Here is a 26,117-nt window from a genome sequence, read left to right on the forward strand (position 1 = left end):
TTATTTTATCATATTATTGTAGTTCAGAGATACTCTCTAGCATACGTAGGTTAAGCATTGCTTTTCCTTTCTTCATCCAAAATAAAGCACTGCTTTTTACTTTGTCACTCATCACTAGAACTTCCTTTCCTCCTAATACTGTCTTACTCAAAAAAACATAACTAATTTGCGGACTTGTTTCTGACACATAAGATAATACAACATAATTTTTATCCTTCTCATTCATAAAAACCTCTATCTTATCGCCATTAATATGCCCTTCGAGTCCACGATTTTTTAATATAGAAGTATCCAAAACTAACTTCTCATAAAGATTGTGTTTACCTAATTCTTCCCAAAAACTTCTTAAAGCGTTATCTAAGGGAATTGCAATAATCTCTTTACCTTCTACTATTCCATTTTTAGGGTTTTTGAGATCATTTTGTATGATACTTCTAACACCTTTAATCAGATTATATTCTCTATCTGTTAATACTTCTTCATATTGCTTCAAAGTATTCAGTGAAACCTGACTATCACTATTGACAAATGCTTTTGGAATTCGCAAACTTTCAATTATAAAATCAAACTTAGAATCCTTATTCATCATTCCTTTTGATGCAGTATCATCATAATAGAAAACATAATCTTTTGTATTCTTTTGAAGCTTTAAAAAAACACAATAATAATTCTCCCCATCAGAATAAACTATACTTTCGGCATCACTGTAAGTCACTTGATATCTCTGCTTTAGATCTTCTCTTATTTTTTCTATCGTAAACACTTGTAAATCTTCTATCGGAAGAAAAAAAAGGTATCCTCTAGCTAATTTACTATAATTAGAAAATAGCAAATCACTAAATTTAATATGTACCTTTTCATTATTTCTTACAACAAAATCAGCTAGTTTAAGTTCAAAAAAAGGATCAGGGTCCAATCTTACTTCATAATCAATTAGAAATGGTACTTGCTTAACACCCCCATAAAACCTAAATGAATAGGTAGGATATAGCTGTTTTATTTTTTTTGCTATGACAATAGAATCCTTATTCTCGACAAAACTATAATTTCTCTTCAAATCAAGATCCTTACCAATAAGTATATTACTACTAAACATCAATACCATCCCAAAAAACAAGGATATACACACTCTTAAATTCATACTTTACTGTTAGTTTTACTTACTAATTCACTACAGCACCATTCTTGTATGTTTCTTCTTTCTTCACATCTCCTCTAGAAGTCCATTCAGTCCATTTACCATCCTTCTGTCCATTCAGATATTTTCCTTTAGCTTTTGGCTTTTTAGAATCAGCCCATTCTTCACTATAGTCACCATCCTTATTCCCTTTGTCATTATAATTACAGGTAATAAAGAAATCACCACTGTTAGAAGAGATTAATGAACGCTCTTTACCAATCTGTTTTCCGTTGACGAATGTACGTTCATACTTCATCTTTCCTTCATTAGTAAATGCCTTAGACACACCATCTTCTTTACCTTGTTTAAAGTTTCGCTCTTGCTCTACCTGACCACTAGTATAGTAAGTAACACGCTTTGTCATACTATTATCCGCATATACCTCCATCTCACGTTTATTTCCATTACTACTGAAGTATATCCACTCTCCGTGTTTCTTCCCCATCTTCATATTCCCTTCATATTCCGGCTTACCAGTTGCAACAAAGAAAGCTTGTTGCTTGCCATCCATATAGCCATTCTTAAAATTAAGTAATTCTTTCAACTTACTTTTATCGTAGTACTCCCATTTACCGTTTAACAGACCATCCTTTAAGTCCACATCTATATACTGTTCGGTTACTCCGTTTATGATTCGTTTCTTCCCATTAAGTGGAGTAGATGACTTAACTTCTTTTATATAGCGTTGTCCATCTCCTAGATTGACAATTTCTATATCTGTAAAATCTATTTTAGTCTGTGCTGTAACCGTTAATATAGGCAACATTAAACACAATAATGACAGAGCTATTCTTTTCATATAACATTTTAATTAATTACTATTTTAAGTTAAATTTAAACATAAAATATCAATAAAAAACTAAAAAAAACACACATTAAGTCTTTAACCCTATTATTTACACCAATAAAAAAAGCAGCTTATCACATTGGACAAACTGCTTTTAAACTAAAATCGATAACTAAATAACTAACTTTTTATACAAAAAAAGCTGTACTATTATACATTACTAGTAGTCTATGGCTACTCTCTCTGTTACTACTGATTTAATAAAATCAACTACTTTTAGATGCTCAGGGTGTTTTGCATAAATATCTAAGTCTTGAAGGTTCTTAAATGTTGTATGTAAAATCACTTCAAAGTTTTTAGGGTCTGCTTGAGGATCATTAAATGATACAGCGATAGACTCTAGTACCTCTATCTTTCCTTTTAAATCTTCTAATAGTCGTTTTATTTCTAATTTATTGGCTTCCTTATTTTCATCTTTCAGCCTCCACATCACTATATGTGTAATCATAATCTCTATTTTTTATTGAACTAACAAGTTAATCAAAACTGCTTTATATCAAGCACTATCTACTTATTTTTTCAATTTAGCCTTTATGCGATTAGCCTCAGCTATAAAACCAGCTAACCCCTTAGTATCACCTGCTTCTAAATATGTCTTGAACTGAGTTAACTTCTCTAGATATGTATCTAAAATCGGCAATACATGTTCTGCATTCTGTTCAAAGATAGGCAACCACATATCTACAGAACTCTTCGCTAATCTAACTGTAGAAGCAAATCCTCCTGCAGCTAAATTAAAGATAGCTGTGTCATCTTTCTCTTTGTCTAAGACCGCTACTGCTAGCGCATAAGATATCGCATGAGATAGATGAGACACATACCCCACATGTTCATCGTGCGAGTCAGCATCCATTAAGATCATGCGCATCTCTAAGTGATAATACAGTTCAGATATCGCATTTAATGCTTTAGGATTAGACTTCTCAGGATTACAGATGATCGCTACCCTATCTTTAAACAACCCTTTAAACGCAGCTTCAGGCCCACTAAACTCTGTACCAGCCATCGGATGTGTAGCTACGAATTGTCCTCTTCTGTTATGTCCTTCTATCTCTTTTTCTAATAAAGACTTCGTAGATCCCACGTCCATTACATATTGCCCATCTCCTATTCTGTCTAACACATACGACACCAGTTTTACACTCGCATTCACCGGTGTCGCTATAATGATAATATCTGATTTTTCTATTAAAGTATCTAGTTCTACGATCTCATCTGCGATACGTAGTTCTAATGCCTTACTAGCATTGCGCTCAGATAAATCTGAAGCCAATACCTTCGTTACAAAACCTTTTTCTTTTAGATCTAAAACAATAGATCCTCCGATTAGTCCTACACCTACTAATCCTACTATTTTTGCCATATTACGTCTATTATGATAAACAAAGCTATAAATACCTACTTTGTTTCAGCATAATTTCTTCTCTTTTTTTTAACTTTTTTAACTTTTGTTCTCGTTTGTGTTTGATCAACACCTAAACTAACTAACCTTTATAACCGATATTGAGAACAATGTTACTACAGTTATAACATAGATGTAGGACACACAAAGTCTGTATGGTCTAGTGTACTCTCCTTACTTATTGCGTTGTATCCCCCTAACACATCCACTAGATTCGTAATTCCATACTTATATAATATCGATGCAGCCATCATACTTCTATACCCTCCAGCACAGTAGATGATATATTTCTTCTCTTTTGACATCACATCTATTTTATCTTCTAATTCATTCAGAGGAAGACTCACCGAATCTTCTAAATGCTCTGATCTAAACTCATTTATCTTACGTACGTCTAACAATACTCCTTTATCCTCTAGATACAGTCTATCCATCTCTTGAGGCGTTACACGAGTAATAGTATGAATAGGCTCACCTGCATTCTTCCAAGCTTCTATTCCGCCTTCCAGGTACCCTATCGTATTATCATACCCCACACGTGATAGACGAATCATACTCTCCTCTTCTTTCCCTGGCTCCGTGATTAAAACAATAGGTGCTTTTATATCTTTTATCAACTCACCTACCCAAACAGCGAACTGACCGTTTAATCCGATATTAATACTACTAGGTACAAAGCCCTCTGAGAACGCCTGTGGCATACGTGTATCTAACAGAATCACTTCTTTCTTCTTCATCTGTTCCTTCACAGCCTCTATACTCATCGGTGTTTTACCTCTATCTAAGATTGTATCTAGCTGCTCGTACCCTGTGATATTCATCAACACATTTTTCGGGAAATACTGAGGTGGTGTTGCTAATCCTGTTAATAACTCTACTACGAACTCATCTTCTGTCATATCAGCACGTAGCGCATAGTTAGTCTTCTTCTGATTACCTAAGGTATCTACAGTTTCCTTACTCATATTCTTACCACAGGCAGACCCTGCACCATGATTAGGATACACGATTACCTCATCTGGTAGTACCATGATTTTATTGCGAAGTGATTGGAATAAATGCCTAGCCAAAATTTCTTCTGTAATCTCAGATTTGACTAATTGCACTAGGTCAGGACGACCTACATCTCCGATGAATAGTGTATCTCCACTAATGATAGCGTGCTCTTTGCCCTCTTCATCTATAATAAGATAAGTACTACTCTCCATCGTATGCCCCGGAGTATGTAATACTTTTATCTGAATATCCCCTAGCTTAAACACTTGATTATCTTCTGCTATAACAGCCTCATAACTAGGAGCTGCAGTAGGTCCGAAGACAATCTTAGCTCCTGTCTTCTCCATAATATCAAGGTGTCCACTCACAAAGTCTGCATGAAAGTGTGTTTCGAATACATACTTAATTACTGCATCATCACTTTTAGCTCTTTCTAGATAAGGCTCTACATCTCGAAGAGGGTCAAATATAGCCGCCTCACCATTACTCTCTACATAATAAGCAGCATGTGCAATACAGCCTGTATATATCTGTTCTATTTTCATATCTTACTTTTTTTTTCGAGATTAAAAGTACTATTGATCACTTAGTAAAAAAATGACAAATATCATAGATCCAAATAATTACAGTTAAAAATAAAAGAACGATACCCTTTAATAAACAAAAAGCACTCCATACAGAGTGCTTTTTTATTTCTTATACGAAACCTTCTTTTAGTACCAGTTGTATTAGATTAGCGGTATCTGACACTTCGAATACATGCTTCATCTTTGCTAATCTTTTTTTGATAGCAGGATTAGAGAGAGGAATATGATTTTCTAATTCTTGTAATTTATATCCTTTAGATAACAATACTAGAATCTCTCTATTGTAATCATCATACATCACTTCCTTTCTTACTATTTCATTTAAGCAGTGCTTCACGATATCACTCTGATAACGATCACCTGTTAATACGCGTTTAACGATATCTAATAAGTTATCAGGTGTAATCTCATGCTTGCTTACTAACCCATCAGGCCTAATGTTTTTAACGATATTGTAAATCGTTATCACTTCTGTATGACCAGTCAAGATGATGGTCTTACAGTAAGGCATTTCTTTCTTTATATAGGCTACTATATCTCCTCCATCTCTTAGTAGTGCTCCTTCCTTACTTGGTAAAGAAAAGTCAACAATAGCAAGATCAAATAAATCACCTCGTTCAACGGCAGCATCTATAGTTTCTTTAGCAGTCAAACAGTCAAATGACTTTTCAAAGACAACCTCTCCGAGTCCTAATTTATCTTTAGAGAGAGCCAACACATATCCTTCTACGATAAGAGGATGGTCATCTACTAACAGTATTCTGCACATAATAATCTAGTTTTGAGAATCATACTACAAATTTAAACATTAAACTAGTATAAAAATACTTATTTGTGATAAGTTACAACTTTTTATACACAAAATATCAACAATCTACATAAAAGTACAAAATGATAAGATTCAATATACAAAAAAAGCACCAAGTAATACACTTGATGCTTTATATATCTTTATTTTAATGGATTATACTAGCTTATTAGCCACTAGGTACTCCGCAATCTGTACTGTATTTGTTGCAGCTCCTTTTCTAAGGTTATCTGCTACGATCCACATATTCACAGTGTTTTTTTGGCTCTCATCTCTTCTGATACGTCCTACGAACACATCGTCTTTCCCCTCTGCATATAGTGGCATTGGATATGTATTTGTATCTGTATTATCTTGTACAGTGATACCAGGAGTCTGGTGAAGAATCTGTCTAATATCTCCTAAATCAAAGTCTTTTTCAAACTCTATATTCACAGTCTCACTATGGCCTCCCACTACAGGGATACGCACAGCTGTAGCCGTTACTAATACAGTATCATCTCTAAGAATCTTCTTCGTTTCTTTGACTAACTTCATCTCCTCTTTAGTGTATCCATTATCTTCGAACACATCACAGTGAGGGATAGCGTTGCGGTGAATAGGATAATTATAAGCCATATCCCCTTTTACATCCTTATACTCATTCTCTAACTGTTTTACAGCTTTCACACCTGTACCAGTAATAGACTGATACGTTGATACTACCACTCTCTTAATCCCGTATTGCTTGTGTAAAGGAGATAATGCCATCACTAACTGAATAGTAGAACAGTTAGGGTTAGCAATAATTTTATCTTCTTTAGTCAATGAATCAGCATTAATCTCTGGTACGATTAACTTCTTCGTTGGATCCATTCTCCATGCCGACGAATTATCTATAACTGTAGTACCTACCTCAGCGAACTTCGGTGCACACTCTAGAGAAATACTTCCTCCTGCTGAAAATAAAGCAATATCCGGCTTCATCATAACAGCTTCTTCCATGGACTTTATGGTATACTTCTTACCCTTAAATTCCACTTCCTTACCTACAGACTTCTCAGAAGCCACAGGAATTAATTCTGTTACAGGAAAATTTCTCTCCGCTAATACTTTTAGCATGATTTCACCTACCATACCGGTAGCGCCTACTACTGCGATTTTCATTTTTTATAAAATTAGGATTGATAAATAGTTTTAATCAAGGATAAAAATAACACTTTATTCAATTACCAAGACAACTGTAGGTCTTTTATTTGCAACTGAATAGTAGTTTTATTTCTCCAGTTGTTCTCCTCGATAGAATAAATGATGTCTACGTGCTGCTTATCCTTCACATTCTCATACTGAGCACCTAGGTTAAAACCTATTGCACTAAACTTATATCCAGGATTTCTTCTCTGCTTAAAGCTTACTTTTAGATGTTCTCCTCTTGCTCCTGCTAATTTTGCATATCCTGTATCGAAGACCTCTTTCGTCAAGAAACAAGGACTAGGATTACCAGGGCCAAAAGGTTCAAACTGCTTTAAAATACGCAGAAATTTATCTGTAATCTCTGAGAACTGAATCTTAGCATCTATTTCGATCTCAGGTATAAGGTCAGTCTCCTCAATCGTACTTGCTACTACTTCTTCAAACTTTTGTCTAAAAGCCTCTAGATTCTCTTTCTTTATTGTCAACCCAGCAGCATACATATGCCCCCCGAACTGAATAAGATGTTCAGAGCACTTCTCAAGAGCCTGATAGATATCAAAGTTCTTAACAGAGCGCGCTGATGCAGCTAGGTAATCCCCACTATCTGTAAACACAATAGTCGGTCTATAATACGTATCGATAAGACGAGAAGCCACGATACCGATCACCCCCTTATGCCAAGATGGGCTATACACTACGGTACTCTTTGAGTTAATTAATTTTTGATCGATGATCTGTTTAAGCGCTTCTTCCGTTATACCTTGGTCTAGCGACTTGCGCTCTTCATTGATATTTACGATTTTCTCGACAGTCATATTTGCCCCTTCTTCAGTAGCTTCTGTCAATAGATCTACAGTAAAGTTACCATGTTCTATTCTTCCAGCCGCATTGATTTTAGGAGCTAACTTAAATACTATATCTGTCATCGTATATGTAGTTAAGTCATATAACTTCATCAATGCTTTTATACCAGGACGTGGGCTTTCATTAATCACCTTAAGTCCATAGTACGCCAATACTCTATTCTCTCCTGTGATCGGCACTACATCTGCTGCGATAGCAGTAGCTACTAGATCTAGATAGTGTTCTATAGAGGCGAAAGGAAGTCCCTGAATCGTATTTAATGCCTGAATCAACTTAAATCCTACACCACATCCACATAACTCCTTATAGGGATATAAGCAGTCTACGCGTTTAGGATCTAACACGGCTACTGCATCAGGAATAATCTCTCCAGGTAAGTGATGATCACATATTATAAAATCAACACCTTTCTCTTTAGCATACTGTATGTGCTCTATAGACTTTATACCACAGTCTAGAGCTATGATTAGATGGATACCTTGCGTTATAGCATAATCTATCCCTTGATACGATATACCATATCCTTCATTATATCGATCTGGAATATACGTATCTACCTGAGCACCTAAGCTCTTTAAATAGGAATACATTAAGGCGACAGACGTAGTTCCATCCACATCGTAATCACCGAAAACCAAGATAGATTCTCGATTCTTAATCGCGTTTAGAATGCGATGGACAGCCTCTGTCATATCTGCCATCAGAAAGGGGTCGTGCAAATCTTCTAAAGAAGGTCTAAAGAATTTCTTAGCAGCTTCGAAGGTCTCTATCCCACGCTGTGCTAATAACCTCCCTACTATAGGATCTACACCTAAAACTTCTTGTAAATGAGCAACTATTTTTTCATCTGGATCTTGTTTTAAATACCAGCGCATTAATTACTCTTTATGATAATGAATACTAGTTTTAACTTCAGCAAATTCTTTAAACATATCCATTACACCACAATACTTCTCGATCGATAAATCAACTGCTTTTTTTAGCTTCGCCTCATCTAGATTAGCACCATAGAAGTGATACTCTACTATCACAGTATGATAAGTAGCTGGGTCTGCATCTGTAAGTAATCCTTCTGTCTCTATTTTAAAATCAGCAACATCTAATCTCATTTTCTTAATCAGTGATGCTACGTCTAATCCTGAACATCCTGCTAGAGCAGATAGCATTAATGCTTTAGGTCTTAGACCTTTATTATCTCCTCCATTTTCAGGGCCTGCATCTATTCTAATCGTTCCTCCACTTGGATTAGTTGATTCGAATTGCATGTTTTCTATCCAACTTGTAGTTACTTTATGTGACATAATGTTCTGTTTTTATCAAATGTATCAAAAAAAAATCAATGTTCACTAGTTAAAGAAGACGCAAAAAGAGAATCTAATGCTCAACCCTGCTCTCACTATCTTATATAGTCTAACTATTTATCCTTGTAACAAAATTATTCGCTAAACAGACAAGCTCTATACTGCACTTCACTCTATACAAGACAATATGTACATAACAAGATAAAGTACAACGATATAAACAGTCCTTTATATGCATATTCTTTTTTTTAGTCTAAAACTCTTTATTTGGCTAAATATCCTCTTTTATTACCTCAAAAGAAGCTCTTTTACTTAATAGAATGTCTTTTATGGGTAATTTTAAATCAAAATACTAACTAAAAAACCGTATCCTAGCAAAAAAACATAAAAAAAGCTCACTTTTTTACACCTCATACTGTGAACAAAATCGAATATCAACTTAAAAATCAATACATTAACAAATAATCAGATTATAAAACAATCTAACGTCTATTACTACTCAAGTCACTGAATACAAGCATTACTAGCATTCTCTTCAACACTTCTTCAACATTTCCCCAAGATTGCTCTAGTTAGAAGCCTCTTTCTTGAAGAACTGTTGAAGAAATCTTGTAGCGGTATTGAAGAGGTTGCTCTTTCTTATCAGAAACTAAACTATTAGACTAAGTTCACCACAAAACACATCACTCGTTTTTAAACAAAAAAATTGCCCATAGCAATCTGCTACGGGCAATTCTCTATACTGTAATAACCTATCTGCTAAGGCAGGTGGTTATTTATTATTTACTTTTTCCAGCTACGATCACTACAATCTCTCCTTTAGGAGGCTTCGCTTCGAAGTGCGCTAACACTTCTACCACTGTACCTCTTACAGTCTCTTCGTGTAATTTAGACAATTCTCTAGAGACAGATACTTGTCTATCTTCACCGAAGTATTCTTTAAATTCTCCTAAGGTCTTTACTAACTTATGAGGAGATACATAAAGGATCATCGTTCTAGTCTCTTCTGCTAGGATTAGATATCTCGTCTGTCTTCCTTTCTTGTCAGGTAAAAACCCTTCAAAGACAAACTTATCATTCGGCAAACCACTATTCACTAATGCAGGTACGAATGCTGTAGCCCCTGGTAGACACTCTACTTCTACACCCTGCTCTACACACGCACGTGTCAATAAAAATCCTGGATCAGAGATAGCTGGTGTACCTGCATCTGATACCAGTGCGAAGGTCTCTCCTGCTTGCATTCTCTTTACTAATCCTTCTACAGTTTTATGCTCATTATGCATGTGATGACTAAACATCGGTGTAGAGATTTCAAAATGTTTTAATAGTTTTCCACTATTACGTGTGTCTTCTGCTAAGATATAATCTACCTCTTGCAATACTTTTATTGCACGATACGTCATATCTTCTAAATTTCCAATTGGTGTAGGTACCAAGTAAAGTTTCCCCATAATTATATAAAACGTTTTTCTACTAACGTCATAAAGCGTTCTTCGTATTCTTCTTTTCCTTCCCAGTTATTGTATTCTGGTTTTACTAAATGATCGATTAGACTATTCGCTTCGTCAAAAGAACTCACTGTATTTAACTGTGACAATACTCTATTAAAGTCTTCTGCACTTCCATTAAACAAATGTCTCTCGAAAGCAATACGGTCATTCAAGCCTACTACGATAGTAGAACTATATATATCATTAATAGATTTAGGCTTATTGATCTTTGGCTCGCGTACAGAAGTGTGCTCTACATTAAATAGTGTACTCTGCGGTACAGGAGTTTCTACAGTTGGCTCGATGTGTTGTTCTACAGGAGCGATAGGTTCTGGTTGTGTAAAGCTAGCTTCTACAACAGGTTCTTTAGGTACAAAATCTGTCTCAAACTTCTGTACCTCTTGCTTATCTACATCCTCTACTCTTACAAACTCTACATCACTGAAGTCGAATCCAAAGAAAGGATCATCCGTATTCGGTTTATTCTCTGTTATTGTTTTTACTTCTTCTTCTACTTTATAGGTAGAAGTAATCGTCGTCTCTTCTATTGTTTCTTCTATTTTAGCAGGAGCGAAATGTTGGTTTATATTTACTAATGCCTCCTCAATGCTCTCCTCTTTAGTCGCTTCTACAATAGGTGGTACTGGTGTTTCTATCACCTCCTCCTTTACCACAACTTCTTCTTCATAGAAAGTAGTTACTTCGATATCATCGTTGTCTTCTTCTACCTCTACTTTTACTTCTTGTTCTACTACAGGGTTTTCTACTGCGAAATTAGCGATTACTTCACGTTCGTCTAGCTGTTTTAGCATCGCTTCGTGTTGATCTAGATAATGATGAAGTTGAGCATCATCCGCTTCATTAGCACTATCATCTATATACACCTCTGTAATAAATGGTTCGTCATAGACTACAGCTTTCTGAATAATAGAAGGTTCTTCTACCACTTCAGGTGCTATTTTATTCACTTTATCCGCAAGAAGGCTATCATCTATAGTATTAATTGCCTCTTTTTCAGTTTCTGCAACGATAGGATATTCTTCTTCCACCAGATCTATAGGCATCTGGTGACGTACTACCTCATCTACAGTATTTGAATTCGAATCATTAATCGCCATGGCTTTTAGCGCATCGTCCAATTGCTCAGGAGAAACTTCTTTGATTAATCCTGCTTCAAAATGATCTTGATAGAATTTTAAGATGGTAAGCTTCTCATATAATTCTTTAGCTTCTCTATATAAACTATCTACTTCCTTGTCTTTCAATTGTAATACACGATGAGCCAGACTTAACAACTCTCCTTCTAAGACTTTCTTCATAACTTTTATTTTGCATTAGTAAATTGACGAGCTTTTTTTGATAAATTTGCTCCATACAAAAATAACAGAAAAAACCGCTGGTTTCAGCTTGAAATTTACAAAATGTTTCTCGAAAATCCCGTTAATAACAAAGAACAATTTGGTTGGATCGAAGTTATCTGTGGTTCTATGTTCTCTGGTAAGACTGAAGAACTGATTCGCAGACTGAAAAGAGCCAAATTTGCCAAACAAAAAGTCGAAATTTTTAAACCTGCTATCGATACAAGATATCACGATGAATTCGTCGTATCTCATGATTCTAATGAGATTAGGTCTACGCCTGTACCCTCTGCAGCACATATCAGATTATTAGCTGATGGATGTGATGTGGTAGGAATAGATGAAGCCCAATTCTTCGATGAAGAGATTGTCAGAGTATGTAATGACCTTGCGAACTCGGGCATCAGAGTGATCGTAGCGGGGCTAGATATGGACTTTAAAGGAAATCCCTTTGGACCAATGCCTTACCTAATGGCTACTGCAGAGTATGTGACTAAGGTACATGCTATCTGTACTAGATCAGGAAATCTAGCTAATTATAGCTTCAGAAAGGCTGCTAGTGAGGATATCGTCATGCTAGGAGAAACACAAGAATACGAGCCGCTGAGTAGAGCAGCTTATTTTAATGCACTGAGAGGTGTAGATATATCAAAATCAGAAAAACAAAATACAATACCACCAGAACAAATAGAATAATACTTTAACGACTACCACACCTATGAAAAAAATAGCTCAAATCTATATCGACTCTTACAAAGGTCTATCATCAGCATCGTGGATGCTAGCAATTGTAATGTTAATCAATAGATCGGGGTCCATGGTATTGCCATTCTTAGGTGTATATATGACGAAAGAACTCCACTTTAGTCAAGAACAGACAGGATATGTATTAGCTTGTTTTGGGGTAGGTTCTATTATAGGAACTACAGTAGGCGGATGGGTAACTGATAAAATAGGTAACTATAAAGTACAGTACTTGAGCTTAATAGGTAGTATTCCAGTATTTATCATGTTACCACACTTCACGTCTGTAGTCAGTCTAGCACTGATGATGTTATTACAGAGTGCAGTCAGTGAAATGTTTAGACCGGCGAACTCTGTAGCCATAACCATGTATGCTAAACCAGAGAATATCACCCGTGCCTTCTCTCTAAATAGAATGGCAGTGAACTTAGGGTTCTCTATAGGTCCTGCTATGGGAGGTATTCTAGCTGCGATATCGTATGCGCTATTATTCTACGTGAATGCTACTGCGGCGTTTCTAGCAGCTGTCGTATTTATCTACTTCTTTAGAAATAGAAAGACGAACAAAGAATTATTATTAGAACAAGAAGATATCACCGAGCTGAATGAGATAGAAGATGTCTCTAATAAATCTCCATATAAGGATAAGATGTTCTTAATATACAGTGTATTCTGTACGTTATACTCTATTGCCTTCTTACAACTATTAAGTACACTACCTATATTCTATGAGAAAGCTGTAGGACTGGATGAAGTAGAGATAGGGCTTATCTTAGGGTACAGTGGACTATTAATCTTTTTAACAGAGATGTTATTAGTGCATGTCGCAGAAAAATTCTTTACGATCAGACAGACTATCTTCTACGGGGTTATGATTAGTGCCTTAGGATACGGAATGTTAGCTTTTGACCACAGTTATATCTCTATCTATATATCTATGACGATCTTATGTGTCTCTGAGATGCTAGCAATGCCATTTACCTCTACGGTGACAGCGATGCGTGCTGGTAGTAAGAATAAAGGTGCTTATATGGGCGTGAATGGGTTGACCTTCGCTATCGGATTTATTATTTCACCTATCCTAGGGACAAAGGTAGCTTCTACACTAGGATATGATGTCTTATGGTTAGGTACAGCTGCATTAGTAATCATAGCTGCTCTAGGGCTAAACTATTCTGTCAAAAAAATGGCAGAAGAATAAACATTATAGTTTCTTCTCCATTTTTAAGAATGTATACAGCCCACCATTAGTATAATTCTCAAATTTACCTACGCTAGCGTATCCAAGGTTTTGATAGAAGTCAACTCCTAAAGTATTAAACTTCGCTACAGCAACAGTTATTTTCTCCACAGCTTTTCGCTTGTGTAGAGCTTCTTCTGCATACTGTATAATCTCCCTTCCATATCCTTTATGAAGGTGGATCGGGTTGATACCTAATATGACTTCTGCTGTATTATGATCTACTAAGTCATAATAAAAGTAGGCTATAATATCCTTCTCTCGTGGAGTACGTACACTGAAGGTATTCTGTCCTCTTACATTCTCGTCTAAAAAATCGTGTAAGTCCTCTAAATCTGAGGTCATATTATAAAAGCTCAATATTCCTTCATACTTCCAATTATAAGCTATTTCTACTGCCTCCTCTTGTGTTAAGACTTCAAAAAATAAAACTTTCTCTTTCATTATTCAAAATATGTTAAAAAACCTTTCTTATTTAACAACTGCTCTATAAAGTTCTATAGAAACAAATATATTTGTGACTAGATGAATCTTTATAACAGACATATAGCCTGGCTACTCATTATCATTTTTGCCTTATTCGGCGCAGAGAAGATAAACTTCGCTGTGGAGCAGACTTGTGACAAAAAATTAATGTACTGTCCTACTGCTAATATGTATGTGTACACTGTGTATAAAAACACATCACACTCATCTAATCCTGATACAAAGGATACTGATACACATAAAGTAACTACAATAGCCTGCGAAACTTTCTTTATTAATCAATTAGAATTAGCAGTCTATACAAAACAAAAAGTTACTTATCACTACAGTCCCTTCTATTATAAACATGTCATCCATTCAACACCACATATACCCTTAGTAGATCCTCCTCCTATAGTATAGTGTTCTTTATTCTTATATAACGACCACATTTCTATTATATACTATACAAAGATAAGCTTAGGCACATAGATTAAAAAGATACTTTTTCTTAACAATTTAGTATAATAATCAAATATTTAACATACAGTATCCTTTCTGATATTATTTGTTTTACTACATTATCGCATTCTTCTGTATTCTACAACAAAAAAAAGAGCCAAAACACAATGTCTTAGCTCTCTCTAACTACGGTAAGGTAATATAAAAAATCTCAACAATATTTCTATTCATTGAATTAGTTTATTTCTAAGTGGAGGTATCCCGTTTTCTTAATCATACTAGATCCTCTATCATCTTTATACTCATAAGAGACAATATAAAAATAGGTACCTGTCGGCAATAGTTCATTCTTCTTTATCGTCACTCGACCATCAGAATAGCCTCTAAACACGTTACCATTACTGTTATAATTTGCAGTCTCGTATACCTTAACACCCCATCGATTAAATATTTCGACACGGTTATTTGGATATCGTTGGATATTGTCTATTCTGAAGTAATCATTGTCTCCATCACCATTCGCACTGACGAAGTTATAGATCACTACATCTCCCTTCAACATCTTATCTGTTCTCACTGTCCCTAGTGTAAAGAAACCGTACTTCTCTAATGACGTAGGTGTAGTCACAGTCTTATTCTCTAAGTCTACTATCCCCCCTTCATCTACCCATAACTGCTCTATGGCATCCCATCTCAAAATATGCAAATTATCAGTTGCATGCTCATAAATCTCTTTAGGGGTGGTACGCTCATCCCAAGTCAGCGTAAGCACAATATTACTCGCTGTGGTCTGTGAATGTTCTATCAGCCAATATTCTCTCGTATTAATCTTATCAACTATACCAGAACCTGCCTTACGGACTTTGAAGAACTGCTTGTCGTCTAAGCTATATTTTCCCACGAAGATATCTTTCTGATGCTTAGGAGCTGATATTATTGCTTGTCTATAGAATCCTTTATCCCCTTTAGGATAGATGAACTCCTCGTTTCCTTCTTTCTCTACTTCTCCTTCGATATGAGAGGCATCACTGACCTGAAGAACCTTAGATTTATTTAAGAAGGTAAAAGCTCCTTGAAGAGAATCTACCTTAGCGATACCCTGAGTAAACTCTACTGCTCCTGCAATACTTACAGCAGTCTTGATATCAAAAGCTCTATCCCTTACAGGATTATTTAGAATCAAGGTATTAAAATGAGTTCCTGTCTGTCCTTCTATAGTTTGTTTCGCAGTTCCGATAAGAAAGGTCTTCCCCTGAGGGGTATTTCCTTTATAGTCAAATATTTTACCGTTATTCACAAGGTCACGATGTAAGTAAAGTTCACCGTTATTTTTAAAATCTCCTTCTCCTTGGTTCTCCAGCGTATAATATACAGAGACCATAGAACCCGGTTTAATATAAAACATACCTTTATTCACTGCCTGACTATAAATTATAGTCGGTAGCATCACCATACACAGTAATAATCTCAAATATATCTTCATTTCTTCTATAGCTAGTATTAGTCTTTCACTACGAATATGATATTCATAATCGTACAGTCTGTAGCTGCTGCCTTTACATCATAAGTCATCACACCTTCTTTAGATATTGACTTTATCGTAAACACATCTGTATCATAACTCGTCACATAATAGTATAAGTCTGTCGGCTTCTCAAAATAAGGGATACCTGTAGTAGGAGCTCCTTCACTGACAAAGTGATTACTGTTCTGTAAAGAGAATTGCTTCTTATATTCTTCAAATAAGTTCATCGTTTGTCCTACTCTGTCTTCTGAAGTATCAAATACAATAGAAGGCATATAGAAGAACTTCACAGCTTTATAATCTTTGGTTACCATTTGTTGCCATTTCGTTCCATCATTATAATAGAACCCCACGACTACATCATTAACTGCCTTCGTATTATACACAGTCATACCCGCTACGTGGGCACTTAAAGGATTCGCTAGTGTAGTGGATGTAAGCTCTACTCTAGGTAGTAATAACCCCTTATCAGTAGACTCTACTTCTAGCATGGCATCCTTATTTATATCAGGTGATGTACCAATCTTAGTTTGTGCAAAACTTAGAGCGCTGAATAGCACAGCAAGCATTGCGAAATATAATTGCTTCATCATTTATCTTTAAGTAATTGAAAAAAAAGTGCGAGTCTCAATACAAGACTCGCACAGTGTGGTGTGAGTTGTTTGATTATTGTTTGTTTGCTTGTCTATATTGTATATAACTATTCTGTAAACTCTACGATCACATTATAGTTACCTTCTCCTATCATGATATACTGGTTACCAGATCCGATATTAAAGTTTAAGGTACTACCACTCACTTTAATATCTGTAGTAGCTGTAGTCTTCAACATTTCTCCTTGTAATACTTGGATGCTTACTACTGACCCTACTGTAGCACCTGCAGGAATAGCCACTCCTGATGTTCTAGCTGAGTTAGCTTTAGCGATATTAGTAGTCCCTATGAACTTGTAAACCTTCTTATTATTAATCGTATTCCCAGTGAAGATTACTTTACTATTATGAACATCGATATGATCTCCTAAGATATTCTTGATCTTATCCACATTATTCGTAATATAGTTCGTGATAAAGTCAAAGCTGATTTCTTTCTTCGCTCCGTTATCTTCAATCGTATAGAACACTTCTTCTTTATCGTCTGCTATCTTTCCGTAGTACACATTCCCCCCTTTATTAATAAACTTAGAGATTAGATCCCCTACCTTATAAGTAACATCACCCTCTTTTACCTCTTGGTTTAGAATATCACTAAAGTTATTTACGATATCACCTACTACATTTACTTCTGTACCTCCTGTAGTATCTCCGGTAATATCAGCAACAGTCTTACCTTCATTACTAGCCAAGAATGCCTTTACAGCTTCTTCATTGAAATATTTATACCCTACAGTCTTTCCATTTTTCACTACTGGTACTACTACTGTAGTCGTCTCTGTATCTGCTACTAAATCTTTAAGGTTAATAGTCTCATACTTGCCATTGTTATAAAATTGGAACTCCCAATTAGTATTTGTACCATCCCCAGTATTCTTATAGATTACGTTACCATCTACCTTCGTAGAGATACTCTTAATTAACTCTTCAATTGTATAATACTCACTAGCGCTTCCTTCTTTTAGGACAGTCGTTTTACTATTAAAGAAGTTCGATACATTAGAAGCGATTTCTCCTACTACATCTATTGTAACTACTCCATATGCGTCATTAGGCACATCGTTCTCAGTCTTTCCTTCATTTCCTTTCTGAGCTAACCAATTCTGAATAGTTGTCTCTGAGAAGAAAAGGAATTTCTTTGTCTTATCAGTATCAGATACTGCTACTTCACGGAAAAATGTTTTAGTCTCTTCTTTTAATACTAGATCTTCAAAGTCTACATTCGCTGTCTCATACTTATTATCAACTGTGTTATAAACCACATATTTAAACTCATTCTTCACTGGGTCAAACACAATAGTAGAATGTCCTTCTTTAGCAGCATCTTTATTGTCAGGATTAGTCGGTACGATATAGTTGATTACATTCTGGATGTTCTTAACGTCTCCTTCTAATTTAGTTACATTATTATCTAATCCATTGATAACTGTAGTTAGTTCCGCTTTACTCACTATTCTATTCCACTGTCCTCCATCTTCTGTTGTCCAGTAATAGAATCCTTTTGATATCTCTTTAGAAGTATCTTCATTAAGGTTATAAATCAATAAACTCTCTACTTGGGTTCCATCTATTGGTGCAAAAACCTTTAAGTCTGATAAACTTACACGTGGAATCAATACCCCTCTGTGGCTAGAAAGAATTTCAAGTTCAGCTGATGTTTCAGGATCTGGTGTACCAATACCTACCTGTGCTGATGCTGTATAAAACGTTCCTAAGAAAGCGGCTAAAATGATAATTTTCTTCATGATTATAAATTCTATTTAATATCTGTATTGTTTTGTTATTTTGTCTTTTTACTTGGTAACATCGGGTTAGAGAATATTCCTTCTCTAAATCCTCTAAGAAAAGTCAGGTCATAGATCACAGATGTACTGCACCCTGTCAAATTAGTTATGATTAATCTCACTTTTCCTTTTTTATTATGCCAGTTCTCTCCATTGACTTTGGCATCTTTAGGAAAGGTTATCGTCAGCGCCCCTGTTCCTGGTTTAGTAATAAATACTCCTCCTTGTTGTTTAACGATAGGCTTATCGTTCTGATCGAATATTACCTTGTTATCCTTATCTCTTTCTAATATTGTTACTCTAATCTCTACTTCTGGATTATCTACTGTAGCAAAAGGAAACGCCTTCCACTCATTCTCTGTATCTAATAGATACTCCCAGTCATATCGCTGTATCTCTCCTGTCACTACAGGGCTAAGCTGTAATGGCTGTCCCCCTTTAATGTTTACTTGATCTACTACTGTAGTCTGTTTCCCTTTGTGATCCTTAGCGACTACACGTTCTATAGAAGGCAGACTGTTTATCTTAATCTTAATCGGAGTTCTAGAGCCAATGGTACAGCCATTTCGAACAGCCTGCACATATACTATAAACTCATCACCTACTTTATAATGCTTAGACAGGTCTATCGTGAACATATCTCCTAATGCTGGCAACCTAGTCGTCCCTTTCTCAGAAGTGTACACTTCATAACTCGTACAGTGACTATTCTGTGGTTGTATTCTCAACGGTTCTCCTTCACATAACTGGAGAATCTGTTCTAATTCATAACCGTACTGATCTGTCTCTATCTCCATACCTACTTCTACCCTAGGAACTAGATCTACATTATAGATATGAGTAAAATCTCCTAATACTCCTACAACTGAGCCATACGATATCTTCACTCTATCAAAAGGTTCTGTAGAAGGAGCTACTATAATTCTGTATCTATCTCTACCTCCTATACCTAGTAATCTCAAGCGAAGCGCTCCATTAGACTCTGTAAGTGGTTCGCCCACTTTCTTATCTCCTAAATAGCGTTGAATCTTAAAGCCCTTGACTAGTTCTAAACTCAGTACTCCAGGGTTCTTATTCTCTGCTGTAATATGCAACTCATCTCCTGGTAGAGCAGTCTGTTTAAACACGACTGTTAGACTCGCCATATTCGCTACTGCTACTCCTCTTGCTATTACTGCATAACTGTTAGGATCATCATCAACCGCATTCCAAGGATGACTAACAGACGCTGTGGCACTCGCTACTCCTAATCCTATATCTTCTACTCCATGGAGTACGTCTAAGACATTGGGATTAATATTAGGTAATACCGCTGCACAACTAGGGTTATCTACAGTCTTAGTCACATAAACTCCATAAACCTTGGCGTTCTGAGCTACACCTACTGTAGATCCTAAGACAACCTGTACTCCTCTATATTTCTGTGGTCCTTTCTTATTCGATGGTACGAATGTATACTCCAACACATTATCTGCTGCTAATAGATCTACTAGTCCTCCATCTACTCCTTGTAACGTTCCTATCTTCTTCCCATTTGCATCAAGTCCTACTACTGTAATACCGCCTAGGGCAACTAAACCACTGTATTCTTTACCTAACTTCACTGTCACAGGAGTTCCTGGGGCTTGGTCTTCTTTGAAGTAAATATTCTGCCATGTAGTACCTAATCCTAATAGTCCTAGTCCTACCGTGATTGTAGAATAAGTATCTGGTCGTCCATCAATAGCATTACTCTTATTAGATACCCCTCCCGTTAGAGCAGAATACCACGCTGTATAATCTGTTGCCCAGTATCTCTCGTAAGTCGGTGGACAGTCTTCGTTATTAAATACATTGACTTGAATATTCTTGATATCCGAACATCCATTAGTATTCTCAGCAACTACCGTATAGTTATATACGCCTGCTTGATTAAACACCTTAGGGCTCGTTCTATCTATAATCTCTTCTCCATTTATGTCGTACCAAGTGATTATATCTCTAGCATTATCAGTTATCATGATTGGCAATACAAAAGAATCTCCTACATTCAAAGTATAGCTTAGAACATCAGAATTATTCTTAAGTTTTAGCTTAGGTATAGGATTTACATTAATCTTCACTATAGCAGATTCTTCTGAGCTCACACCATTGATAACATATACTACACTGTACTCTCCAGGCTCTGTAACTCTAATGCTCTCTATAGGCAATAACTCCTCGATTATTCTATCTTCTAAGTCCTCTCCTACTTCGCGTACCTTAAATAAATTACCGTCTTTAAACCAGCGGTAAGACTCTACAGTACCAATAGTAGTCAATGGCTTTTTAGCAGTTAATATCGCTTCATCTCCTTCACAGATTACGCTTACGTCTGATGAGATAGAAGGCTTAGGATGTGGTTTGCCTACAATATTCGTATGCGCTATAGAACGAATCTTCGTGGGATCTACATACGGCAATTTTAGATTACTTACATCTAGATAAGCTTCATTAGATAACACTCCTAAACCAGGATAGCCTATCACTGTTCCATTAATAATGACTCTAGATGAAGAGTGAGCATCTAAGTTCACTTTCCAATTCTCAATACTCTTCGCACTATATATACTAGGAACATTAGAAGGAGGTGTCAAGGTGTTTTTATAATTACCTCTATTATCAAAGAAGATCTCATCTACTCTAAAAAATTCTTTTATCGTGGATAAATAATCATTTAGTTTGAAGTCTTTATACAAATCAGATGAGTGGTTAGACATTTCTAAAGTGTAACTTAACTTATCTCCTTTTTTTGCTTCTAGTAAGTTGACAGATTTATTAATCATTAATCCTTCAGGAGTTGTAACATTTAAATCTCTTATATCGTGAATATTGACAGCTGCACCCGTAGAAGCCGCAAAACCAATCTTCAGTGTTTCGTAAGGCAACTCATCATATTTATAATCTAATACTTCTGCAAATCCTCCACTATATTCTGGCTGTACACGTACTTTAATATGGAACTTCTTTTTAAGAGCGTAAGTTCCATCAGATCTCTTCTTGCTTCTATCTTCTTCTAAGATAGGTTTCATCTCTATCTGTACTCTTCTATAAAAGTTATAGTCATCAGGTCTAGAGTATATAAATTCAGAATAATCAATATTTTTACCTCCCGGTTTCTTTATATGTGTCAGATACCTAGCAGTTGTTCTGAGGTCATTTGTAACCTTACCTCTTAATACAACACTTTGGGCAAACGAGCCATTCGTATTTGGCCTTCCAACAGCTTCATGAGTAAAATTACCATACTCATCAAGTCCTACAGCGATATATCCCCCCGTTACACCATATGTATTATTGCCAGACCCATAACCCAATGAACCACCATAACTACCTAATTTAAACCTTCCCTTAGGAATACTCCCATCGTATAGAAATACAGAAATACCATCTGCTCCTCCTCTTATAGTTCCATTTCTTGTACGCCAAGATTTATATTCAAAGTCAATTAATACTCCTCTATCTGAAGGAAAGCTCTCTTCTATAATAGCATACCCCTTCTGATTCATTCCATCAGAAGTAAGTCTTAGCCATCCTTCTCCAGAACGATCTTGTCCTCGTGAAGCTGTTAGTATAGCATGATCCCCTAATACTACTTTGCTATTCACTGTTTGATGGGTAAAACTTTCTTGTATTGTAAACTGTGCATATAAAGGAGATAACTGCCCTAATAAAACACATAGTACAAACGCTAAAACATATCTATACTTCTCTAACATATTACCAATAACAATCACATTTACAATAACATAATAAACAAAACACTATTTTTTTTAGACAAAGATTCCCTTGCTGATACTCTACATGACATCAGATATTTAGAAAATAGAAGTCCACACCTTATACAAAGTGTTTAAAATCCCATTAAACTTGATTGTGATTTACAACTGAGAAATAGTTGTTGTTTTTATGATACTATTATTCTTTTTCCTTTTCTACTCTTTTTATTTGAGAATACATACTCAAATCAATTATTTAAATCTTAAATTAATAATATAAAAAACAAATATTACTAACCGTCACTATAGTTAAAAACAAATATTAAGCCATAATTGTTTTTTAAACAAAAAAAATCACCGATTGTGACACGACCTCCGTAAAAAACTACTCAACTAACTGTAAAATTGCTTATTACATATTGTGAGAAACGAACTATTTTTGTGCAAATTTACTCAAAACAGTTCAGTATCCTAACATTTATTACAACACAAAGCGGAACACAATTACTTAAATTCAAGTGAAAAATTATTATTTTTTGATAAAATATGATTTAATAATTAAATAATAAGAAAGTGAACAAGGTATCATTATCCATAAGCTATTTTTACTGCTAAATTAAAACACCTAATCTTCACATTATGTGACTGTTAAAATTATATTAAAGAAAGGAAACTCAGAAAAACAAGGCTTTCTAATCTTTATTTACTATTTTTAAAATAAAATTATTAACCATGAACCAAGACCATAATATACCTTTTATAACTGAATCTATTCAAGACAAAGTAGCAACTATATCATTCTATAGCCCAGCCAGTAACTCGTTTCCGAGTTCACAATTAGAAAAGCTAACTAGTATTATTACTAAAATTAGTAGCAATACTCATATTAATACAATCATTCTAAAAAGTGAAGGAACAGGAGCCTTCTGTGCAGGGGCGTCTTTTGATGAATTACTTTCTATTAAAGATACTACTACAGGACAGGCTTTCTTCTCAGGTTTTGCTAATGTAATCAATGCAATGCGCAAAAGTCCGAAGATATTTATCGGTCGTGTCCATGGCAAAACTGTAGGAGGAGGAGTAGGACTAGCTGCTGCATGTGATTACTGTTTTGCAACAACGAATGCTTCTATTAAACTATCAGAACTAGCCATTGGGATAGGCCCTTTTGTAATCGAGCCTGCGGTCTCACGTAAAATAGGTAAAACAGCCTTCACAGAAATGTCTCTTGCAGCACACGAATGGAAAACGGCTACTTGGGCACAAAATCACGGATTGTATAGTGAGGTGTATGATACTGTAGACAGACTTGACTTAGAAGTAGAGACTTTCGCTACTAAGATAAGTTCATATAACCCAGAAGCTCTATATGAAATGAAGAAAATATTCTGGGAAGGAACAGACCATTGGACAGAATTATTACATCAACGTGCTGAAATATCAGGCAGACTAGTATTGTCAGAATTTACAATAAATGCGCTTAACCAATTTAAGGCTAAATAACATATCTCATCCTTCTAGAACAATATCTCTAGAAGGATTTTTTATATATAAACACCATTATTCTTAAAAATAAAACGCAATACATCAAAATTAAATAAAAACACGTCAATATAAAAGCTTTTTACTTACAATAATCATCTCTTTATCAATAATGTTAATTTTAATTAACTCATTGTACTATATTTGCTAAAAAATATAAAACTATGAAATCACTAAAGTACTTACTTCCAATACTTTTAATCGCTTGCAAAGCTGTTGCTTCAGAACCGCTAAAGCTAGATGATTACAGAGATAAAGGGAGGTACAGTACCTCACATTATGAAGGAGGTTTTCTAAGTCATTTAAATATTGCTGCCGGAGTTTCTACATTAGGATTTACCATAGAAGCAGCGACTCCTATTAATTCAAGTTTAAAACTTAGAGCAGGATTAGATTATTTTGAGTTCAATTCTAAAAAGTACGATGTAAACTTTGATGATCAAGAAGGAATACTACACGAAGCCTTTGGTTATACACCTACTTATGAAATGCATGGTAGTATAAAAGCTATTCATGGACACGCACTAGTAGATTATTACCCTTTTAGAAAAGGAATATTTCATCTTACTGCGGGTTTCTATTTAGGAAGTACTAAACTTAAAGCGGATGGACTATTAACAGATGGTAATGGTACCCCAGCTGAACTAAAACCTGGTCATGACTGGCCTATAATAGAGTTCGATGGCAAAGAACTAGCAGTAATAGATGGTAAGATAAACGCAGAGCTAACATTAGGTCAAGTAATCAAACCATATATAGGTATTGGATTAGGAAGAGCTGTTTCTAAAAAACGTTTAGGAGTTAAGTTTGAACTAGGAGTATTATACCAAGGAGACTATACTTTAAAACAAAACGGTAGAACAGTTGCTTCTACAAGCGACCTTAATGCTTCAATAGAAGATGCAGACAAAGTAACCAAATGGCTAAAACTATGGCCAATGGTAAACTTTCAAATTAATTACCGAATATTCTAAAATATCATGAAATTAAAGCATATCACAACAGTCATCTTATCTTGCTTATTCATCTACTCTACAAACTCTTACGCACAAGAAGAACCCACTGAGAATACAGCAGTTAATCTTGTAGAAGAAGTAAGTCAAGAGAAAACAACAGATCAACAACAACCTAAAGAAGACAAAAAGAAGAAAAAGAAGTCAGGATCTCCTACCTTACCTCCCAATAATTCTACAGCTTACTTACTACATGTAGGTGAAGACGAATTCGTGAGAGATAATATAGCGAAGCACTACTCTGACCAACGCTTCTATGAATGGACATTAAGTGCAGGAGTATCTACGATGGGGCTAACGCTTGAAGCATTGACTCCTATCAACAGCTATTTAAAACTTAGAGGAGGTATAAACTTATTCTTCTTTAACTCTAAGCACTATGACGTTGGTATTGATGATCCTCAAGGGGATTTAGTTCGTCTTTTTGGTTATAAACCAAATCTTGCTATCAAAGGTAAAAATCATATGATACATGCTCACACCTTAGTTGACTTTTATCCTGTACCTGATGGTCTATTCTTCCTTTCAGGTGGTTTCTACTTTGGTCAAAATAAAACAGCCTTAGATGGATATCTAATCAATCATCAAGGAGATAGAGCAAAACCTCTATATGGAGAATGGCCAGAATACTTAGATTTTCAAGGGAACCAAATCAAGTTAAATGAAGGGAATATGGAAGCTGATGTTACACTCGGTAGTATTATCAAGCCTTATCTAGGGATAGGAATAGGAAGAGTGGTAACGAATAAAAAGCTAGGTTTCTCATTTGAGTTAGGGATGATGTACCAAGGAGACTATGAGCTAAAACAGGATGGAAGCAAAGTACTTTTCAATCTCGAAGACAGTTTTGAATACAATGAAAAAGGAGAGAAATGGTTAAATCGTATTAAATGGTGGCCTAAAGTATCCTTCCAAGTTAGATATAGATTATTCTAAACTCAGT

General features: G+C 35.4%; 22 protein-coding genes. 6 read left to right on the plus strand and 16 right to left on the minus strand.

All coding sequences use genetic code 11. The annotated features are described in order from the left end of the window. Positions 1–13: 13 nt before the first annotated feature. From RT228_RS09615 to RT228_RS09665, 11 genes are all read right to left on the minus strand, one after another. The gene (locus RT228_RS09615) at positions 14–1,057 is read right to left on the minus strand and encodes a hypothetical protein (RefSeq protein WP_313138620.1); all 1,044 of its coding nucleotides are present in this window, start codon (positions 1,055–1,057) and stop codon (positions 14–16) included. Between the two features lie 106 nt (positions 1,058–1,163). After that, positions 1,164–1,979 (minus strand): hypothetical protein, encoded by an 816-nt coding sequence (locus RT228_RS09620; RefSeq protein WP_313138621.1) that lies wholly within the window; start codon positions 1,977–1,979, stop codon positions 1,164–1,166. 208 nt (positions 1,980–2,187) lie between these two features. Next, complete coding sequence (locus tag RT228_RS09625) at positions 2,188–2,475, minus strand: Dabb family protein (protein ID WP_071307121.1); 288 nt, start codon at positions 2,473–2,475, stop codon at positions 2,188–2,190. 63 nt (positions 2,476–2,538) lie between these two features. Further along, positions 2,539–3,390 carry a prephenate dehydrogenase gene (locus tag RT228_RS09630; RefSeq protein WP_313138622.1) on the minus strand — a complete coding sequence of 284 codons (852 nt, stop codon included), beginning with the start codon at positions 3,388–3,390 and terminating at the stop codon, positions 2,539–2,541. A gap of 161 nt (positions 3,391–3,551) precedes the next feature. Then, positions 3,552–4,970 (minus strand): MBL fold metallo-hydrolase, encoded by a 1,419-nt coding sequence (locus RT228_RS09635; protein WP_071307119.1) that lies wholly within the window; start codon positions 4,968–4,970, stop codon positions 3,552–3,554. Positions 4,971–5,121: 151 nt separating this feature from the next. Next, a complete protein-coding gene (locus tag RT228_RS09640) occupies positions 5,122–5,781 on the minus strand; it encodes a response regulator (RefSeq protein WP_006262614.1) in 660 nt (219 codons plus the stop codon). 195 nt (positions 5,782–5,976) lie between these two features. Then, entirely contained in the window at positions 5,977–6,966 is a 990-nt protein-coding gene (locus RT228_RS09645) for an aspartate-semialdehyde dehydrogenase (protein WP_006257647.1), read from the minus strand. 62 nt (positions 6,967–7,028) lie between these two features. After that, on the minus strand, positions 7,029–8,732 hold the full coding sequence (recJ, locus tag RT228_RS09650; protein WP_259637995.1) for a single-stranded-DNA-specific exonuclease RecJ: 1,704 nt from the start codon (positions 8,730–8,732) through the stop codon (positions 7,029–7,031). A gap of 3 nt (positions 8,733–8,735) precedes the next feature. Then, entirely contained in the window at positions 8,736–9,158 is a 423-nt protein-coding gene (locus RT228_RS09655; RefSeq protein WP_006257649.1) for an OsmC family protein, read from the minus strand. Between the two features lie 779 nt (positions 9,159–9,937). Beyond that, entirely contained in the window at positions 9,938–10,612 is a 675-nt protein-coding gene (gene rsmI, locus RT228_RS09660; protein WP_313138623.1) for a 16S rRNA (cytidine(1402)-2'-O)-methyltransferase, read from the minus strand. Positions 10,613–10,614: 2 nt separating this feature from the next. Next, the gene (locus tag RT228_RS09665) at positions 10,615–11,970 is read right to left on the minus strand and encodes a hypothetical protein (protein WP_313138624.1); all 1,356 of its coding nucleotides are present in this window, start codon (positions 11,968–11,970) and stop codon (positions 10,615–10,617) included. A gap of 102 nt (positions 11,971–12,072) precedes the next feature. Between RT228_RS09665 and RT228_RS09670 the strand changes: the two genes are divergently transcribed. Both RT228_RS09670 and RT228_RS09675 read left to right on the plus strand, forming a co-directional pair. Then, positions 12,073–12,705, plus strand: a complete 633-nt coding sequence (locus tag RT228_RS09670; RefSeq protein ID WP_006266156.1) for a thymidine kinase — start codon at positions 12,073–12,075, stop codon at positions 12,703–12,705. A gap of 22 nt (positions 12,706–12,727) precedes the next feature. Next, positions 12,728–13,954 (plus strand): MDR family MFS transporter, encoded by a 1,227-nt coding sequence (locus tag RT228_RS09675; protein WP_006262609.1) that lies wholly within the window; start codon positions 12,728–12,730, stop codon positions 13,952–13,954. A gap of 3 nt (positions 13,955–13,957) precedes the next feature. Here RT228_RS09675 and RT228_RS09680 read toward each other — a convergent pair whose 3' ends face one another. Next, positions 13,958–14,437 carry a GNAT family N-acetyltransferase gene (locus RT228_RS09680; protein WP_006257655.1) on the minus strand — a complete coding sequence of 160 codons (480 nt, stop codon included), beginning with the start codon at positions 14,435–14,437 and terminating at the stop codon, positions 13,958–13,960. Between the two features lie 81 nt (positions 14,438–14,518). Here RT228_RS09680 and RT228_RS09685 point away from each other — a divergent pair, with 81 nt between their 5' ends. Beyond that, entirely contained in the window at positions 14,519–14,881 is a 363-nt protein-coding gene (locus RT228_RS09685; RefSeq protein WP_313138625.1) for a hypothetical protein, read from the plus strand. 274 nt (positions 14,882–15,155) lie between these two features. On the opposite strand, the gene RT228_RS09690 is transcribed toward RT228_RS09685, so the two are convergent. From RT228_RS09690 to RT228_RS09705, 4 genes are all read right to left on the minus strand, one after another. Further along, on the minus strand, positions 15,156–16,403 hold the full coding sequence (locus tag RT228_RS09690) for a gliding motility-associated C-terminal domain-containing protein (protein WP_313138626.1): 1,248 nt from the start codon (positions 16,401–16,403) through the stop codon (positions 15,156–15,158). Positions 16,404–16,420: 17 nt separating this feature from the next. Next, complete coding sequence (locus tag RT228_RS09695) at positions 16,421–17,038, minus strand: hypothetical protein (RefSeq protein WP_313138627.1); 618 nt, start codon at positions 17,036–17,038, stop codon at positions 16,421–16,423. 107 nt (positions 17,039–17,145) lie between these two features. Then, on the minus strand, positions 17,146–18,843 hold the full coding sequence (locus tag RT228_RS09700; protein ID WP_313138628.1) for a hypothetical protein: 1,698 nt from the start codon (positions 18,841–18,843) through the stop codon (positions 17,146–17,148). Between the two features lie 35 nt (positions 18,844–18,878). Then, a complete protein-coding gene (locus RT228_RS09705) occupies positions 18,879–22,619 on the minus strand; it encodes a lectin-like domain-containing protein (protein ID WP_313138629.1) in 3,741 nt (1,246 codons plus the stop codon). A gap of 732 nt (positions 22,620–23,351) precedes the next feature. On the opposite strand from RT228_RS09705, the gene RT228_RS09710 reads away from it, so the two are divergent. The 3 genes from RT228_RS09710 (at position 23,352) to RT228_RS09720 (ending at position 26,110) form a co-directional block, all read left to right on the plus strand. After that, positions 23,352–24,122, plus strand: coding sequence for an enoyl-CoA hydratase/isomerase family protein (locus RT228_RS09710; protein ID WP_313138630.1), 771 nt, complete (start codon positions 23,352–23,354; stop codon positions 24,120–24,122). Positions 24,123–24,325: 203 nt separating this feature from the next. Next, complete coding sequence (locus RT228_RS09715) at positions 24,326–25,135, plus strand: hypothetical protein (protein WP_313138631.1); 810 nt, start codon at positions 24,326–24,328, stop codon at positions 25,133–25,135. A 6-nt stretch (positions 25,136–25,141) separates the two neighbouring features. Further along, the gene (locus RT228_RS09720) at positions 25,142–26,110 is read left to right on the plus strand and encodes a hypothetical protein (protein WP_313138632.1); all 969 of its coding nucleotides are present in this window, start codon (positions 25,142–25,144) and stop codon (positions 26,108–26,110) included. The last annotated feature ends 7 nt before the right edge of the window (positions 26,111–26,117 follow it).

It is taken from the genome of Myroides sp. (genome assembly GCF_032073645.1).
In the GTDB taxonomy this organism is placed as follows: domain Bacteria; phylum Bacteroidota; class Bacteroidia; order Flavobacteriales; family Flavobacteriaceae; genus Flavobacterium; species Flavobacterium odoratimimum.

Bases quoted from the DNA above. Each gene is read 5' to 3' on its own strand.
- RT228_RS09620 (WP_313138621.1), bottom strand. From the start codon at position 1,979: ATGAAAAGAATAGCTCTGTCATTATTGTGTTTAATGTTGCCTATATTA.
- RT228_RS09625 (WP_071307121.1), bottom strand. From the start codon at position 2,475: ATGATTACACATATAGTGATGTGGAGGCTGAAAGATGAAAATAAGGAA.
- RT228_RS09630 (WP_313138622.1), bottom strand. From the start codon at position 3,390: ATGGCAAAAATAGTAGGATTAGTAGGTGTAGGACTAATCGGAGGATCT.
- RT228_RS09635 (WP_071307119.1), bottom strand. From the start codon at position 4,970: ATGAAAATAGAACAGATATATACAGGCTGTATTGCACATGCTGCTTAT.
- RT228_RS09640 (WP_006262614.1), bottom strand. From the start codon at position 5,781: ATGTGCAGAATACTGTTAGTAGATGACCATCCTCTTATCGTAGAAGGA.
- RT228_RS09645 (WP_006257647.1), bottom strand. From the start codon at position 6,966: ATGAAAATCGCAGTAGTAGGCGCTACCGGTATGGTAGGTGAAATCATG.
- recJ (WP_259637995.1), bottom strand. From the start codon at position 8,732: ATGCGCTGGTATTTAAAACAAGATCCAGATGAAAAAATAGTTGCTCAT.
- RT228_RS09655 (WP_006257649.1), bottom strand. From the start codon at position 9,158: ATGTCACATAAAGTAACTACAAGTTGGATAGAAAACATGCAATTCGAA.
- rsmI (WP_313138623.1), bottom strand. From the start codon at position 10,612: ATGGGGAAACTTTACTTGGTACCTACACCAATTGGAAATTTAGAAGAT.
- RT228_RS09665 (WP_313138624.1), bottom strand. From the start codon at position 11,970: ATGAAGAAAGTCTTAGAAGGAGAGTTGTTAAGTCTGGCTCATCGTGTA.
- RT228_RS09670 (WP_006266156.1), top strand. From the start codon at position 12,073: ATGTTTCTCGAAAATCCCGTTAATAACAAAGAACAATTTGGTTGGATC.
- RT228_RS09675 (WP_006262609.1), top strand. From the start codon at position 12,728: ATGAAAAAAATAGCTCAAATCTATATCGACTCTTACAAAGGTCTATCA.
- RT228_RS09680 (WP_006257655.1), bottom strand. From the start codon at position 14,437: ATGAAAGAGAAAGTTTTATTTTTTGAAGTCTTAACACAAGAGGAGGCA.
- RT228_RS09685 (WP_313138625.1), top strand. From the start codon at position 14,519: ATGAATCTTTATAACAGACATATAGCCTGGCTACTCATTATCATTTTT.
- RT228_RS09690 (WP_313138626.1), bottom strand. From the start codon at position 16,403: ATGAAGATATATTTGAGATTATTACTGTGTATGGTGATGCTACCGACT.
- RT228_RS09695 (WP_313138627.1), bottom strand. From the start codon at position 17,038: ATGATGAAGCAATTATATTTCGCAATGCTTGCTGTGCTATTCAGCGCT.
- RT228_RS09700 (WP_313138628.1), bottom strand. From the start codon at position 18,843: ATGAAGAAAATTATCATTTTAGCCGCTTTCTTAGGAACGTTTTATACA.
- RT228_RS09705 (WP_313138629.1), bottom strand. From the start codon at position 22,619: ATGTTAGAGAAGTATAGATATGTTTTAGCGTTTGTACTATGTGTTTTA.
- RT228_RS09710 (WP_313138630.1), top strand. From the start codon at position 23,352: ATGAACCAAGACCATAATATACCTTTTATAACTGAATCTATTCAAGAC.
- RT228_RS09715 (WP_313138631.1), top strand. From the start codon at position 24,326: ATGAAATCACTAAAGTACTTACTTCCAATACTTTTAATCGCTTGCAAA.
- RT228_RS09720 (WP_313138632.1), top strand. From the start codon at position 25,142: ATGAAATTAAAGCATATCACAACAGTCATCTTATCTTGCTTATTCATC.